The sequence below is a fragment of the Ancylobacter sp. IITR112 genome (genome assembly GCF_041415945.1).
GTDB lineage: Bacteria > Pseudomonadota > Alphaproteobacteria > Rhizobiales > Xanthobacteraceae > Ancylobacter.
This window is the reverse complement of record NZ_JBGCUS010000003.1, coordinates 89,370-103,573: the sequence shown is the minus strand read 5'-3', so window position 1 is coordinate 103,573 and position 14,204 is coordinate 89,370. Positions and strand designations below refer to the sequence as shown.

Sequence of the window (14,204 nt, the reverse complement as noted above, 5' to 3'; positions counted from 1 at the left end):
GACCCACATGAACTCCGTCACTGTCGCGTTGATTCTCTTGCTAACCGTGGTCGTCAGTGGCTCCTTGACCCGCGCTCTTCCTGTGCCGGTGCCGCTACCGCTGGTGCAGATCGCGCTCGGTGCCTTCATCGCCTCGGTAGCCGACCTCGGAGTCGAGCTGAAGCCCGAGATCTTCTTCCTCCTCTTCCTTCCTCCGCTCCTGTTCCTCGATGGCTGGCGCATTCCAAAGGAAGGCTTGTTCCACGACAAAGGTACAATCCTCGAGCTGGCGCTGGGGCTAGTCGTCTTGACTGTGATCGGCGTCGGTTTTCTCATCAACTGGATGATCCCGGCCATGCCGCTGGCGGTCGCCTTCGCGCTTGCCGCCATCGTGTCGCCGACCGATCCGATCGCCGTGTCCGCGATCGCCGCGCGGGTGCCGATTCCCAGTCGCCTCATGCACATATTGGAAGGCGAATCCCTCCTCAACGACGCCTCGGGCCTCGTTTGCATGCGCTTCGCTGTCGTCGCGGCGTTGACCGGCACGTTCTCGCTCGTCGACGCCGTTGGCACCTTCCTCTGGGTCGCTATCGGCGGCGTAGCGATCGGCGTCGCCGTCACCTCGGGTGTGACCTATGCCAAGGGCTGGATCTCGCGCCGGCTCGGCGAGGAGACCGGCTCGCAGATCCTGATAAGCTTGCTGATCCCCTTCGGCGCCTACCTTCTGGCCGAGCGTCTGCATTGCTCGGGTATCCTTGCTGCGGTCGGCGCCGGCATCACCATGAGCTATTCGGAGCAGACGGGCCAAGCGCTCGCCACCACCCGCATGCGCCGAACGGCGTTCTGGGATACCATCCAGTTCGCGGCCAATGGCGTGATCTTCGTGCTCCTCGGCGAGCAACTGCCTACCATCCTCGCCGGTGCGGCGCAGGTGGTGAGCCAGACCGGGCATCATGAGCCGGTCTGGCTTGTCGTCTACATCATCGCCATCAATGCGGCGCTTGCCGCGTTGCGGTTCCTGTGGGTGTGGGTGTCGCTGCGTTTCACGCTTTACCGGGCGGCTCGCAGGGGGCAGGCGATACAGAGGCCGAGCTGGCGGCTGGTCGCTGCGACGTCGCTTGCCGGCGTGCGTGGTGCCGTCACGCTTGCCGGCGTGCTTACCCTGCCGCTCACCCTGAATGACGGGTCCGCCTTCCCGGCCCGCGACCTCGCCATTCTGCTCGCCGCCGGCGTCATCATCGTTTCGCTGGTAGCCGCGAGCCTCGGGCTGCCGGTTCTCCTCAAGGGCCTCGCGCTGCCGCCGGAGCCGTCCCAACGGGCTGAGGAAGATCGGGCGCGGCTCGTCGCCGCCAGAGCCGCGATCAGGTCGATCGAGCAGGCACAGCACGCTCTCGGAGAAGGACGCAGCGACGCGGATCTCTATGCGGACGCCGGCGCCCGCATCATGGAACTCTACCGCCAGCGCATCGACCGGGGCTCCAAGAGCAGAGACGAAGCCGATCTCATCCGCAAGGTCGACCATATCGAACGCGAATTGCGTCTCTCGGGCATCCGCGCCGAGCGCGATATGTATTATCGGCTGGCGAGGAAAAGGCGGGTCTCGGACGATATGGCGCGCAAGCTCGTCCGGGAGCTCGACCTGATCGAGGCGAGGTTCGCGAGCGGTTGATCGTCGCTTCCGTTCCTTTTCGAGGCCATCGGCAGATCGCCGGTACAAGAAGACGAACGAAGGATTGCGGATTCCGGCTATGGCGTCAGTGTCCGCGTGGGACCCCGAATAGGGGCGCGGTGCTGGAGTTGAGTTCCGTCCGATGCAACGAGAGATGATCGAGACCTTGAGCTTCATCGCCGTCATCGTCATCGTGACGGTGGCGATGATCTGGCTCCTGCTGCCCTATTACGGCGCCATCCTATGGGCCATCATCCTGGCGATCCTCTTCAATCCCTTGCAGTTGAAGCTCGTCGCATGGCTGGGCCAGCGCCGCAATCTGGCCGCCGCGATCAGCGTGCTTGCGTGCATCGGCATGGCGGTCGTTCCGGTCTCGCTGATCCTGGCATCGCTCGCCCGGGAGGCGACCGGCCTTTACAACCGGATCAATGCCAACCAGCACGACCCGGCCGTCATCCTCGCGCAGCTTCAGGCGGCGCTACCTCCCTTCGTCCTCGATCTGCTCCAGAGGTTTGATCTGGGCGATTTCGCCGAATTGCAGGGCCGGCTGGCATCGTGGCTGATGCAGGTCAGCCAATCGCTCGCTTCCCGCGCGCTCAGCATCGGGCAGAATACGGCCGAGTTGTTCGTCAGCTTCGGCATCATGCTGTATCTGCTGTTTTTTCTGCTCCGGGACGGGGGTGACCTCACGCGTATTATCCGCGACGGAAGCCCTCTCAATCCACGCCACACGAACCATATCCTCGAGAAATTCGTCTCCGTCGTGAAGGCGACGATCCAGGGCAGTGTGATCATTGCGGCAATTCAAGGTGGGATCGGCGGGATCGCCTTCTGGGCACTGGGCATAGAAGCCGCGCTGTTGTGGGGGGTGCTTATGGGCGCGTTTTCCCTCCTCCCGGCAATCGGAGCCGCGTTGGTATGGGCGCCCGCCGCAATCTATCTCCTATTGTCCGGATCCTATGTGAAGGGGCTGATACTGCTGGCCGTCGGCACTCTGATCATCAGCACGATCGACAATGTGCTACGGCCCCCGCTCGTGGGAAAAGGAACGCGTCTGCCGGACTATGCTGTCCTGATCTCGACGATCGGCGGTATTTCGTTGATCGGGATGAACGGCTTTGTGGTCGGCCCGCTGATCGCGGCCATGTTTATCGCGGTTTGGTCGCTTTTTATCGATGATCAGCCGCATATCTGAGAGAATGGGTTGTGGCGCGCACGTGCCTGCAGAAGATCGACGTCTAGACGGTCGATCGGCTGCCCGCCGCCGAGCGGGACGGTTAAACCGAAGCAAATGACAGGCATGCCGTGCATCGTCGGATCTGCTTGCACTCTCGGCGCCCGGGCGAAGAGCGGAGCAGTCATTGGGGCCTTCTTTGCCGCGGCCTATTCTCCGCAACGGGCCGGACGGGCACCTCCTGTCTGTCATTCGGATCGCCACTCATGAGCCCGCTAATGGTTCGCGCGATGATCTTCTCGACCTCGCCCCCCTCGCCTTCCATCAGGGGATCGGCGCGGATAACATCGCGAAGGATTCCGACTCCAGCCAGGAACGCGCCAATCAGCGCTGCACCCTGCGGCGACAATGACCGGCGCTTTTTAGTGAGCGGTGCAATAAAATCCTCCATTAAGAGGTCGCGGAGCACGCGCGAGGCGTCGGGGCTGGAAAAGGAGCGAATGACAATATCGAGCGGACGTATCTCGTTGGCGCCGCGCTCCACCATAACCTCCTTGGCCAGAGTGAAGGAAAGATCACTCGCCTCGCCAGCGAAGATGCGCTCGGGCTGCAGCGTCGCCTTCACCGCCTCATAAAACAGCTTCTCCTTCGAGCCGAAGCAGCGGTGCACATAGGCGGAATCGACGCCGACATCCGCAGCCAGATCTCGCAACCCTGTCTCCTCGTAAGAATGGGTCGAGAAGCGCAGCATGGCAGCCTTGAGGATGCGCTCGCGCGTGGTGTCGTCGGGGCGGGCGTCGATGGCGATCTTCGGCATTTTCACTCGCGGTAGGGGTTGACGTCGGCGTGGAAATGGCGTTGCCTCACTCGACAAGTCAACGGGTGATGACTAAGAACTTCCGTTCATAGCAGAGACAATATCTTCCCGCCTTTTCTAGGGCGACTAGCAAATTGTCTTAATCATCATTTGTTGACTCAAATCAAAGCGGTAGTCTTCATTCGCGATAAGTTCTGTAGGAATCGCGAGTGCGACTTGCGGATTTCACGCGCCAGTTGGTGCATTCTGTTTCCGCCTCGCGACCGCCAGCTTCGTGCTTGGGCAGCGACCTCGGTCGATGTCTCGCCTGAAATCTTCCAGGCCCAGCGTAGGGCTTCCCGGAGAACGCGCCATGGTCGCAAGGGATTTCGACGCAACCGCGCCCGTCGCGGCAGCACCGTCCGCCGGACAAAAGCTTCGGCTGGGCGCACTTACCGCACTCGTCATCGGTTCCATGGTCGGCTCGGGCGTGTTCAGCCTGCCGCAGAACATGGCGGTCGGCGCCGGGCCGCTGGCCATCCTCATCGGCTGGGCGATCACCGCGGTGGGCATGCTGGCGCTGGTGTTCGTCTATCAGTCGCTCGCCACCCGCAAGCCCGAGCTGGACGCCGGCCCCTATGCCTATGCCAAGGCGGGCTTCGGTCCCTTCGTCGGCTTCAACAGCGCCTGGGGCTACTGGATCAGCGCCTGGGTCGGCAACGTCTCCTACGCCGTGGTGGTGTTCAGCGCGCTGTCCTATTTCTTCCCGGCCTTCGGCGACGGCAACACCTGGCAGGCGGTGCTCGGCGGCTCGGTCATGCTGTGGGTGATCCACGCGCTGATCCTCTCCGGCCTGCGGCAGGCGGCGATCGTCAACCTCATCGTCACCGTGGCCAAGATCGCGCCGATCGTGCTGTTCGCCGGCGTGGTGGCGGTGGCGTTCAAGATCGACGTGTTCAGCCTCGACTTCACCGGGCTCGGCAATGCCGACCTCGGCAGCATCACCAACCAGGTGCGCAGCACCATGCTGGTCACGCTGTGGGTGTTCATCGGCATCGAGGGGGCGAGCGTGTTTTCGGCGCGGGCCGAGCGCCGGCGCGACATCGCTATGGCCACCGTGCTCGGCTTCCTCACCTGCCTCGCGCTCTATGCGCTGGTCTCGCTGCTCTCGCTCGGCATCCTCACCCAGCCCGAGCTCGCGGCACTGAAGAACCCCTCCATGGCCGGCGTGCTGGAGCATGTGGTTGGCCCCTGGGGCGCGGTGCTGATCAATCTCGCGCTGGTGGTCTCCGTGCTCGGCGCCTTCCTGAGCTGGACGCTGCTGGCGGCCGAGATCCCGCACGTGGCGGCGCGCGACGGCACCATGCCGGGCTTCTTCGGTGCGGAGAGCGCGCGCGGCGTGCCCTCGACCTCGCTGCTGATCACCAACCTGCTGGTGCAGCTCTTCCTCGTCATCACGCTGTTCGCGCAGAGCACCTATCAGGCGCTGTTCTCCATCGCCTCGGCGGCGATCCTGGTGCCCTACATCTTCTCCGGCGCCTATGCCGCCAAGCTGGCGCTCACCGGGGAGAGCTACAAGGCCGGCGAAGGGCGCACGGGCGCGCTGCTGCTCGGCCTGCTCGCCACCGTCTACGGGCTCTGGCTGGTCTATGCCGCCGGCCCCTCCTACCTCTTCATGTGCGCCGTGCTCTATGCGCTCGGCATCCCCTTCTACATCTGGGCCCGGCGCGAGGCCGGCCAGCGGACCTTCCACCCCGTCGAGGCGCTGATCGCCCTGGCGCTGCTCGCGGTCGGCCTGTTCGCCGCCTACGAGATGTGGACCGGCGCCGTCAGCCCGCTCTGACAGGATCGATCATGACCGCTCTCGGTGTTCATTCCGAGGTGGGCAAGCTCCGCGAGGTGCTCGTCCATCGCCCCGACCTCAGCCTGCGCCGGCTCACGCCGGAAAACTGCCGCGCCCTGCTGTTCGACGACGTGCTGTGGGTGAAGCGGGCTCGCCAGGAGCACGACGTGTTCGTCGACGCGCTGCGCGAGCGCGGTGTCATCGTGCACGACCTCGGCACGCTGCTCGCCGAGACCATGGAGCTGCGCGAGGCGAGGCGCTGGCTGCTCGACCGGCGCGTCGATCCGGACGTGGTCGGCTGGGACCTCGTCGATGAGCTGCGCGGCTGGCTCGACGCCATGCCGGCGGCGGCGCTGTCGACCTATCTCGTCGGCGGCATCGCCCGGGCCGAGCTGCCCTTCACCCCCACGGGGCTCAGCGGCCGGGCGCTGGCGCCGGAGGATTTCGTGCTGCCGCCGCTGCCGAACCAGCTCTTCACCCGCGACAGCTCCTGCTGGATCTACGGCGCGGTGAACGTCAACTCCATGTACTGGCCGGCGCGCCGGCCGGAGGCGGCCAATGTGGAGGCGATCTACCGCTTCCATCCGCGCTTCCGCGACGAGGACGTCTCCTTCCTCTCGGAGCCCGGCGGCGCCACGCTCGAGGGCGGCGACGTCATGCCGGTCGGCAAGGGCGTGGTGCTGGTGGGCATGGGCGAGCGCACCACGCCGCAGGCGGTGAGCGCGCTGGCGCGCCGGCTGTTCGCCACCGGCACGGCCGAGCGGGTGGTGGCGGCGCTGATGCCGCGCGACCGCAGCTTCATGCATCTCGACACCGTGTTCACCTTCTGCGACCGCGATCTGGTGACGCTCTACCCGCCGGTGGTCAACCGCATCCGCAGCTTCTCGCTGCGGCCCGGCTCCGCCGAGGGCGCGGTCGAGGTGACCGAGGAGAGCGCCGGCTTCACCGACGTGGTGAGCGAGGCGATGGGCCTCGGCCGGCCGCTGCGCATCGTCACCACCGGCGGGGATTCCTACGAGGCCGAGCGCGAGCAGTGGGACGACGGCAACAATGTCGTTGCCGTCGAGCCCGGCGTGGTCATCGGCTATGACCGCAACGTCTACACCAACACGCTGCTGCGGCGCGCCGGGGTGGAGGTCATCACCATCGACGGCGCCGAGCTGAGCCGCGGGCGCGGCGGCGGGCACTGCATGACCTGCCCGATCGTCCGCGACGCCATCTGACCCTCCGGAGTGCATCCCATGCCGACCAATCTCCACGGGCGCAGCGTGCTCACCCTCGACGACTTCACCCCGGCCGAGATCCGCCACCTGCTGCGCCTCGCCGCCGAGCTGAAGAGCGCCAAGGCCGGCGGCTTCGAGGAGCCGCGCCTCGTCCGCAAGAACATCGCGCTGATCTTCGAGAAGGACTCCACCCGAACCCGCACCGGCTTCGAGGTGGCGGCCTATGACCAGGGCGCCCATGTGACCTATCTCGGCCCGAGCGGCAGCCAGATCGGCCACAAGGAATCGATGAAGGACACCGCCCGCGTGCTCGGGCGCATCTATGACGCCATCGAGTATCGCGGCTTCGGCCAGGCCCTGGTCGAGACACTCGCCACGCATGCCGGCGTGCCGGTCTATAACGGCCTGACCGACGAGTCGCATCCGACCCAGACGCTCGCCGACTTCATGACGATGCGGGAATTCACCCACAAGCATCTCTCCGACATGAAGGTCGCCTTCCTCGGCGACGGCCGCAACAATGTGGCGCGCTCGCTCGCGGTCGGCGCCGCCAAGGTCGGCATCGACATGCGGATCGCCGCGCCGCGCTCGCTCTGGCCGGACCAGGACTTCATCGAGCATCTCGACGCTCTCGCGGGGCAGAGCGGCGGGCGCTTCACCATCACCGAGAAGATGGAGGACGCGGTCCATGGTGCCGACTTCATCTACACCGACGTCTGGCTCTCCATGGGCGAGGACGAATCCGCCTGGGCCGAGCGCATCCAATTGCTCACGCCCTACCGCGTGACGCGCGAGGCGATGGCGGCGACGGGCAACCCCTACGCCAAGTTCATGCACTGCCTGCCCGCCTTCCACAACACCGAGACCGAAGTGGGCGCGGATATCGCCAAGCGCTTCGGCATCGACTGCATGGAGGTGACGGAGGAGGTGTTCGAATCCGCCGCCTCCATCGTGTTCGACCAGGCGGAAAACCGCATGCACACCATCAAGGCCATCCTCGTCGCCACCATCGGGGGCTGAGCCATGCGCATCGTCGTCGCGCTCGGCGGGAACGCGCTGCTGCGGCGGGGCGAGCCGCTGACCGCCGAGAACCAGCGCGCCAATGTGCGCAACGCTGCGCAGGCGCTGGCCGGGCTGATCGCCGACGGGCATTCGCTCATCGTCACCCATGGCAACGGCCCGCAGGTCGGCCTGCTGGCGCTGCAGGCGGCAGCCGGGCCGGCGGATGGCAGCTATCCGCTCGACGTGCTGGGCGCCGAGAGCGAGGGCATGATCGGCTACCTGATCGAGCAGGAGCTCGGCGCGCTGGCACAGGACAGGCTCATCGCCACCCTGCTCACCCAGGTGCGCGTGGCCCCCGACGACCCCGCCTTCGGCCGGCCGACCAAGCCGATCGGGCCGGTCTATGACGAGGCGACGGCGCGGCGGCTGGCGGCCGAGCGCGGCTGGCAGGTGGCGCCGGACGGCAATGCGTGGCGCCGGGTGGTGGCCTCGCCGCGCCCGCTGGAGATCATGGAGGCGCGGGTCATCGCGCTGCTGGTCGAGCACGGCGTGCTGGTAATCTGCGCCGGCGGCGGCGGCATCCCGGTGGTCGAGCGCGCCGACGGCAGCCTGATGGGCGTCGAGGCGGTGATCGACAAGGACTTCGCCAGCGCCCTGCTGGCCCGCCAGCTCGGCGCCGACATGCTGCTGCTGCTCACCGACGTCGATGCGGTCTATGCCGATTTCGGCACGCCAGCGGCGCGGCCGATCCTACAGATGAACCCGGTTGACATCTCCGCCGGTAGCTTTCCGGCCGGCTCGATGGGGCCGAAGATCGCCGCTGCCGCCGACTTCGCCGCCCAGACCGGCAAACCAGCGGCGATCGGGAGGCTCGCCGATGCGCTCGCCATCGTGCATCGCGAGCGCGGGACCTGGATCGAAGTTTAGCGCGGCGTCAATGACCTCAAAGCCTGCCTCAGAACACTAGGAATTAGTGCCCGTTGTTAGGCTGTCCCCGTGTTCAAGTCTTACGGGACGCCATCAACTTACGAAGCGCGGTGAGTATGCCGACGCCGAGTGTCAGGCTGCTGCCAAAGCTCTCGACACGTTGGCCGGCGGAGTTGACCATCTGCATCACGGTCTGCGCGTCAGCGGAGATCGTCTCGAGGGCGGCGGCCTCCATTTCCGCTAATGCGTCCAACTCCGGAGAGTGCGGCTCCCGCAAGGTGTAGGCGAACAGGATCAGCGCTATGGCGAGATAGAATGCCGCGATTGTCAATGTCGCGTTGAGCTCGCCCAGTGGCACCCTGATCGCCAGAAACAGTGCATAGGTCGCAAATCCGGCGGTCACGATGAAAGCGGCAACTGCCAGGGAGCCCGCGATCGCGCGCCTGATCAGTTGCCGAAGTAGAACTTGACGGCGCAGCAGAGCCACTCGACCGTAAAGTTTCGCAGACGCTACAGGGGACATGGTTGACCTGTCGGACGAAACAGAAAACGTCTAATCTCTCAAGCGGAGCAGGAAGCTATTAGCGAAGCTGGCGTCCGATCACGATCCCGGCGGCCAAGCCGAGACCGAGTGCGGCAAGCGCCGTCAAACGCGGAAACCGGTCCAGTTCGTCGGCGAACTCGTCTAGGGTCTCATTTACCGCTTTCAGGAAAGTGTCGATATCAGTGCCAGCATCCGCCGCTCCCACCGATGGCTTGTCGGAAGAGTGGCCTGTGTCCGCACTTTCCGATGCTGGCGCGGTGTTGTTGGCCTGCGCCCGAAGTTCCGCTCGAAGTGCCAGGATTTCGCTCTTCAGACTCATACGGGTTCTCCTTGAGTTATGCCGGAGGCGGGAGACGGGCGCGCTTTCTCCCACCTCCGGCCCATAGGGACTATTTTTTTGCGTCCTCTATGGAATTGCGGATCGAGGCGTAGGTATCGAGGAAGAGCTGCTGCGCATCGGCGTAGCTTTTCTTCGTCGTCTCCCAGGCCTCCGTGGAAGCATTCTGCAGACGGGCGACGCGGGCTTTCGCTCCGTCGATCTGGGCATTGAGCGCCGCAATCCGCCCGTCGATCGCCGCGCGCTGATCGGCGGCGAGCTTTGCAGTGTCGGTTTTGAGCTGTTCGATCGATTTCCGCCATGCCTTCTGACGGGCCTCGAGCTCGGCTTCCAGGATCGCCCGGCGAGTGGCCAGATCGGCTTGCGCCGCGTCGAGATAGTCGTCGCGCGCGGTCTGGAATGCGGTCCAGTTCTCGTCGAGCGATCTGCGTGCCTCGGTGACCTGTGCATCGGTCCAGGATTTGGCGCCCGCCACAGCTCCATCCGCCTTGGCGCGATATGCATCGCGACGCTCACGAAGCGTTCTCAGCGTCGCGTCGGCCTTTGCCTTGGCCTCGCCTTGGAGCCTTGCGGCATCCTGCTCCAGTATCGCAATGCTGGCATCGAGCTCGGCAAGGCGGTCCTTCGACCATTCGATGGCCTGCCGCGCGAGGGAGGGATCATCCTGAGCGGCGGGCCGGGTTTGTGAGCCGGCGTCCTGCGCGAATGCGGCTGGAGCCGTGATCAGCGCGGTCTGGCCGAGAAGGGCGAGGCCGGCCACAAATAGTCGAAGTTTCATTTTCCTGTCTCCTTGAGCTTCTGGTCTCGCGACGGTCCGAAGCGTTCCAGTCAAAGCACCTTCGACAGGGCGTCCTTGATTTTCTGGATCGTACGGTCATGGACCGCCTTGGCGTCGGCCAGTCCGGCCTTCACGGCGGTCCAGGATTCGTCGCCGGCATCCTTGGCCTCTCCGATGCGCGCCTGGAATTTCTCAGCTTCGTCGGTCAGCCGCTTGATGGCGGCGTCGAACTCGCCGCGCGCCTTTTCCACGGCGTCTTCCGCCTGCTCGCGCAGCTTATTAAATGAAGCTGCCCAGGATCTGCGCTGGGCTTCGGCACGTGCCACGACGACACCACGGACGGTCTCGGCCTGATCCTTTGCGGCGGACAGGAAAGACTGGAAGGCGGATTCGACTTCGACCCATTCCGTTTCGAGTGCGTGCTGAGCCTCCTCGGCGCCGCCTTTTACGGCATCGGCCTCCGACCGCAGCACGTCGTAGTAATCCTGCACCTTGGCGCGCGACGCCTGAAGACGGGCGAGTGCCGCGTCGGCTTGCACACGGGCACCGTCCTTCAACTTGCCGGCAGTCTTCTCCACTTCCGAGATGATCGCGTCGACATCGTCGAGACGCTGCTTTGCCCAGGCGACGGTCTCATGTGCCTGTGATTGGTTGCTCATGGTGTGTTTGCTTTCCTGTTCAATAGGATTTTCGCTGTGGGCATTGGTACGACGTCGCTGACCGATTGAACGGTCATTGAGCGCGATTGATCGCAAGAAAGTCGCCGCGGCAGAGATCGCGAACCATGTCCTCGATCTGATCGACGCTACCGGGCCTGATCTCCGTCCACGCCATCGCGCGCAACATGATGCCGCGAAGAAACCTGAAGCTGACGATGGCCATCACGATCGCGCTGATGCGCAGCCGAAGCGCCTCGTCGTCGGGGGGGCGATCGGAGATTTCGGCTGCGGTCCGGACAAGGCGCTCAATCAGCGGGGCGATCGCCCGCTCATAGATGACGGTAAAGGCCTCGTCGTTGTCATAGGTGCAGCGCGCGACAAACGACGTCCAGAAATGCGGCTCGGCACTCTCCAGGATGACCTGCAGGAAGTTCGTGAACGCCTGCTCCAGGCGGACAGCCTTGTCTGAGACATGGTCGTCTTCGAGAACGGCGACCGCTTCCCCGAAGCGACCCGCCGCATAGTCCGCGATCATGTGGGCCGCGGCGATGTAAAGCTCCTTCTTGCCCCCGAAATGATAGGGGATGGCCGAGAGCGTGGTGTTCGCCGTCTTCGCCAGCGCGCGGGTGCTGGCGCCTTCGTAGCCGACGGCGCCGATCACCTCGATAGCAGCGTCGATCAGCTGTGACCGGGTTTTCGCGCTTCGAACTTCGTGTCCGCTCGGCGGGGCTGAATGGGGGCTCATCGGCGTCGCTCCTCGAGAGGGAAATATATCATTCGAACGAACTATTCAATTGACCTAAATCAACAGCTGCGATATTTCGCAAATGGTGAATTGATTCTAACGCTCGGAACTCTCGGTACGGCGATGCGTGTGCTCTTCGCCGAGAAATTGGCTGATCGCATTACCCTGGTCGCACAGCGCTTGCCGCAGGTGCCAGTGATCGTACGCGAGCGACGGGCTGCCGCGATCGTCGCTACGATGATCGGCGCACGTCAACTGGTGCGGAGCACAAGCGACCCCGAACTCTCAGCAATACATCTGCAGACCGGTGCGGAAACAGCATACAATCTTGCGGCCACGCCTGATTGAGACGGAATCGGTAGCGCAATGGGGTCCCGCACAATCGGGGAACCTGGCAAGGTGGCGAGACGATGTTCTCAGAGACCGTTTGAGAATGGATTGGCCGTTCACCGCTTGCGCATGCAATGTCTGCGATTTCGGGCAGTAGAGTCAATGCAACTGAGCGCATAGCTTATGAAGGGATCTGAGGCACGCAATGCTATTGGCGCGGCCCCAAGGAATCCCGACGCGCAATCCGGTGGGTTGCCAAATCCTAGTTTCGTGTCCGACCGTCGCCATGAACGCGATGATGCAAGGCAAGCGCCCCTTGATTGCCACTGCGAACCTGAACGGGGGGGTAAACCCACCGGGCTAAGGAAACACGCCGGAGCAAATGCGACAGGGAGGTAAATGTGATGAGAACCTGGTTCCAACGGCTGACCGATGTCTCCTCCCTGGCGCAAACGGAGCAGACGCTCAAAGAGGCGCTCGCGGAGCTGGTGCAGGATCTAGGCTTCGATTGCTATGCCTATCTGAACGTCCAGCCGGTGCGCATCTTTGCGGTCTCCAACTACGCCCCCGAATGGCAGGCCCGATATCTCACCGAGAACTACACCAAGATCGATCCGGTCATCTCCATGGCAAAGGAGCAGATGAAGGCGTTTGCATGGGCCGCCGGTCCACCGCGCTCCCTGTCCAAGTCGCTGCGTCGATTCTATTCAGAGGCGGGTGACTTTAGAATCAGGTCCGGAATCTCGATCCCAGTGAGGGCCGCGTTCGGGCATATGTCAATGCTGACGCTGGCATCGCACAAGCCGTCGCTGTGCCTGGATACCGATATCGATCAGATCGCGGCCGTGACGGCGGTCGCCCAGCTTCACGCGAAGATGGAGCAGCAGGATGCGGAACCGACGGCCAGCGTGGAGATCGACCTGAAGGCGAAGCAGGCCCTCTGCCTGAAATGGTCAGCCGAGGGAAAGACGATGAAGGACATCGCTTCGATAGAGGGCATGAGGTGGTCCCCATTCGCCGGACATTTTGGCGGCTTCGCTAAGCTTGGTTCTGGTGTGTGTCACGCCGCCTTGTTGATGCCGTCGCAGGCCATGTGGACCTCCTCCGGCGTTCTGCCGCCGAGAGCCGAGTGGGGCCTCGTGCGGTTGTAGTAGGTGATCCATCGGCCGATCCCGGCGCGGGCCTCGGACCCGGTCTCGAAGGCGTTGAGGTAGATGCACTCGTATTTCAGGGACCGCCAGAGGCGCTCGATGAACACGTTGTCCATCCACCGGCCGCGGCCATCCATGGAGATCCGCACGCCAGCGTCCAGCAGCACCTTTGCGAAGCGCGGGCTGGTGAACTGGCTTCCCTGGTCGGTGTTGAAGATGCTCGGCCGCCCGAACCGGGACAAGGCCTCCTCCAGTGCCTCGATGCAGAAGTCGGCCTCCATGGTGTTGGAGAGCCGCCAGGAGAGAACCCTGCGGCTGTGCCAGTCCATGATGGCGACCAGATACAGGAATCCGCGCCGCATCGGGATGTAAGTGATGTCGGCGCACCAGACCTGGTCGGGCTCCTCGATCGCCATGGTGCGCAAGAGATAGGGGAAGATGCGGTGCTGCGGGTGGCGCACCGTGGTCTTCGGCCGCTGGTAGATGGTGGCCAGCCCCATGCGGGCCATGAGGCGCCGCACACGCTTGCGCCCAACCTCGTGCCCCTGCCGGCGCAGATGGCGCACCATTTGCCGCGAGCCGTACCACGGCGTCTCGAGAAACTGGCCGTCGATCGCCCGCATAATGGCAAGAGTCTCGGGGCTTTCGATCCGCGGCCCGCCGTAGAAAGCCGACCGGCTGATGCCGACCAGGGCGCACTGGCGCGTGATCGGTAGTCGGGGGTGATCCGGTTCGATCATGTCGCGTTTTGCCCCCACGCTCATCGCCCGGAGGCCCGACGCAAAAAATCCCGTTCCACCACCAGTTGGCCGATCTTGGCATGGAGCTGGTCGATCTCGCTCTCGCGGGCGGCGTCGGCCGCTTCCGCCTTGCCGGAGAACACTGCGGCCATCCCCTCGATGGCCTGCTTCTTCCAAGCGTTGATCATGGTCTGGTGGAGACCATGCTTCGCCGCCAACTGGGCCACCGTCTGTTCCCCGCGCAGTGCCTCCAGGGCCACCTTCGCCTTGAAATCCGATGAATATCGCTTCCTCTTCCCGGTCATCG

At 64.3% G+C, this 14,204-nt stretch carries 15 protein-coding genes; 8 read left to right on the top strand and 7 right to left on the bottom strand.

Going from position 1 to position 14,204, the window contains the following annotated elements; all coding sequences use genetic code 11:
* Positions 1-7 precede the first annotated feature (7 nt).
* The gene (locus AAC979_RS22920; protein WP_371349296.1) at positions 8-1,648 is read left to right on the top strand and encodes a Na+/H+ antiporter; all 1,641 of its coding nucleotides are present in this window, start codon (positions 8-10) and stop codon (positions 1,646-1,648) included.
* 154 nt (positions 1,649-1,802) lie between these two features.
* Positions 1,803-2,843: an AI-2E family transporter gene (locus tag AAC979_RS22915; protein WP_371349295.1), complete on the top strand. Its 1,041-nt coding sequence runs from the start codon at positions 1,803-1,805 to the stop codon at positions 2,841-2,843.
* 163 nt (positions 2,844-3,006) lie between these two features.
* On the opposite strand, the gene AAC979_RS22910 is transcribed toward AAC979_RS22915, so the two are convergent.
* Entirely contained in the window at positions 3,007-3,639 is a 633-nt protein-coding gene (locus tag AAC979_RS22910; RefSeq protein ID WP_371349294.1) for a TetR/AcrR family transcriptional regulator, read from the bottom strand.
* 352 nt (positions 3,640-3,991) lie between these two features.
* On the opposite strand from AAC979_RS22910, the gene arcD reads away from it, so the two are divergent.
* Genes arcD through arcC form a run of 4 tightly spaced genes read left to right on the top strand, consistent with a single transcriptional unit; the run spans position 3,992 to position 8,613 of the window.
* Complete coding sequence (gene arcD, locus AAC979_RS22905; RefSeq protein WP_371349293.1) at positions 3,992-5,461, top strand: arginine-ornithine antiporter; 1,470 nt, start codon at positions 3,992-3,994, stop codon at positions 5,459-5,461.
* An 11-nt stretch (positions 5,462-5,472) separates the two neighbouring features.
* Positions 5,473-6,684: an arginine deiminase gene (locus AAC979_RS22900; protein ID WP_371349292.1), complete on the top strand. Its 1,212-nt coding sequence runs from the start codon at positions 5,473-5,475 to the stop codon at positions 6,682-6,684.
* A gap of 18 nt (positions 6,685-6,702) precedes the next feature.
* The gene (gene argF, locus AAC979_RS22895; protein ID WP_371349291.1) at positions 6,703-7,704 is read left to right on the top strand and encodes an ornithine carbamoyltransferase; all 1,002 of its coding nucleotides are present in this window, start codon (positions 6,703-6,705) and stop codon (positions 7,702-7,704) included.
* Positions 7,705-7,707: 3 nt separating this feature from the next.
* A complete protein-coding gene (gene arcC, locus AAC979_RS22890; RefSeq protein WP_371349290.1) occupies positions 7,708-8,613 on the top strand; it encodes a carbamate kinase in 906 nt (301 codons plus the stop codon).
* A gap of 73 nt (positions 8,614-8,686) precedes the next feature.
* Here arcC and AAC979_RS22885 read toward each other — a convergent pair whose 3' ends face one another.
* The 5 genes from AAC979_RS22885 to AAC979_RS22865 all read right to left on the bottom strand — a co-directional run bounded on the left by AAC979_RS22885 (position 8,687) and on the right by AAC979_RS22865 (position 11,676).
* Entirely contained in the window at positions 8,687-9,100 is a 414-nt protein-coding gene (locus AAC979_RS22885; protein WP_371349289.1) for a hypothetical protein, read from the bottom strand.
* 94 nt (positions 9,101-9,194) lie between these two features.
* A complete protein-coding gene (locus AAC979_RS22880; protein ID WP_371349288.1) occupies positions 9,195-9,476 on the bottom strand; it encodes a hypothetical protein in 282 nt (93 codons plus the stop codon).
* A gap of 70 nt (positions 9,477-9,546) precedes the next feature.
* Positions 9,547-10,272, bottom strand: a complete 726-nt coding sequence (locus AAC979_RS22875; protein WP_371349287.1) for a hypothetical protein — start codon at positions 10,270-10,272, stop codon at positions 9,547-9,549.
* 50 nt (positions 10,273-10,322) lie between these two features.
* Positions 10,323-10,931, bottom strand: a complete 609-nt coding sequence (locus tag AAC979_RS22870) for a hypothetical protein (RefSeq protein WP_371349286.1) — start codon at positions 10,929-10,931, stop codon at positions 10,323-10,325.
* Between the two features lie 73 nt (positions 10,932-11,004).
* Positions 11,005-11,676 carry a CerR family C-terminal domain-containing protein gene (locus AAC979_RS22865; RefSeq protein WP_371349285.1) on the bottom strand — a complete coding sequence of 224 codons (672 nt, stop codon included), beginning with the start codon at positions 11,674-11,676 and terminating at the stop codon, positions 11,005-11,007.
* 123 nt (positions 11,677-11,799) lie between these two features.
* On the opposite strand from AAC979_RS22865, the gene AAC979_RS22860 reads away from it, so the two are divergent.
* Together AAC979_RS22860 and AAC979_RS22855 are read left to right on the top strand one after the other, a co-directional pair.
* Entirely contained in the window at positions 11,800-12,024 is a 225-nt protein-coding gene (locus tag AAC979_RS22860) for a hypothetical protein (protein WP_371349284.1), read from the top strand.
* Positions 12,025-12,410: 386 nt separating this feature from the next.
* Entirely contained in the window at positions 12,411-13,157 is a 747-nt protein-coding gene (locus AAC979_RS22855; protein ID WP_371349283.1) for an autoinducer binding domain-containing protein, read from the top strand.
* On the opposite strand, the gene AAC979_RS22850 is transcribed toward AAC979_RS22855, so the two are convergent.
* A protein-coding gene (locus AAC979_RS22850; RefSeq protein WP_371345425.1) for an IS3 family transposase occupies positions 13,067-14,202 on the bottom strand; the annotation gives its coding sequence in 2 pieces (ribosomal slippage) (positions 13,067-13,947 and positions 13,947-14,202; 1,137 coding nt in all). The two genes, AAC979_RS22855 and AAC979_RS22850, sit on opposite strands and share 91 nt — an antisense overlap.
* Between the last annotated feature and the right edge of the window lie 2 nt (positions 14,203-14,204).

What these genes read in the sequence shown, in the direction of transcription:
- AAC979_RS22920 (WP_371349296.1), top strand. Translation starts at nt 8, where the DNA reads ATGAACTCCGTCACTGTCGCGTTGATTCTCTTGCTAACCGTGGTCGTC.
- AAC979_RS22915 (WP_371349295.1), top strand. Translation starts at nt 1,803, where the DNA reads ATGATCGAGACCTTGAGCTTCATCGCCGTCATCGTCATCGTGACGGTG.
- AAC979_RS22910 (WP_371349294.1), bottom strand. Translation starts at nt 3,639, where the DNA reads ATGCCGAAGATCGCCATCGACGCCCGCCCCGACGACACCACGCGCGAG.
- arcD (WP_371349293.1), top strand. Translation starts at nt 3,992, where the DNA reads ATGGTCGCAAGGGATTTCGACGCAACCGCGCCCGTCGCGGCAGCACCG.
- AAC979_RS22900 (WP_371349292.1), top strand. Translation starts at nt 5,473, where the DNA reads ATGACCGCTCTCGGTGTTCATTCCGAGGTGGGCAAGCTCCGCGAGGTG.
- argF (WP_371349291.1), top strand. Translation starts at nt 6,703, where the DNA reads ATGCCGACCAATCTCCACGGGCGCAGCGTGCTCACCCTCGACGACTTC.
- arcC (WP_371349290.1), top strand. Translation starts at nt 7,708, where the DNA reads ATGCGCATCGTCGTCGCGCTCGGCGGGAACGCGCTGCTGCGGCGGGGC.
- AAC979_RS22880 (WP_371349288.1), bottom strand. Translation starts at nt 9,476, where the DNA reads ATGAGTCTGAAGAGCGAAATCCTGGCACTTCGAGCGGAACTTCGGGCG.
- AAC979_RS22875 (WP_371349287.1), bottom strand. Translation starts at nt 10,272, where the DNA reads ATGAAACTTCGACTATTTGTGGCCGGCCTCGCCCTTCTCGGCCAGACC.
- AAC979_RS22870 (WP_371349286.1), bottom strand. Translation starts at nt 10,931, where the DNA reads ATGAGCAACCAATCACAGGCACATGAGACCGTCGCCTGGGCAAAGCAG.
- AAC979_RS22865 (WP_371349285.1), bottom strand. Translation starts at nt 11,676, where the DNA reads ATGAGCCCCCATTCAGCCCCGCCGAGCGGACACGAAGTTCGAAGCGCG.
- AAC979_RS22860 (WP_371349284.1), top strand. Translation starts at nt 11,800, where the DNA reads ATGCGTGTGCTCTTCGCCGAGAAATTGGCTGATCGCATTACCCTGGTC.
- AAC979_RS22855 (WP_371349283.1), top strand. Translation starts at nt 12,411, where the DNA reads ATGAGAACCTGGTTCCAACGGCTGACCGATGTCTCCTCCCTGGCGCAA.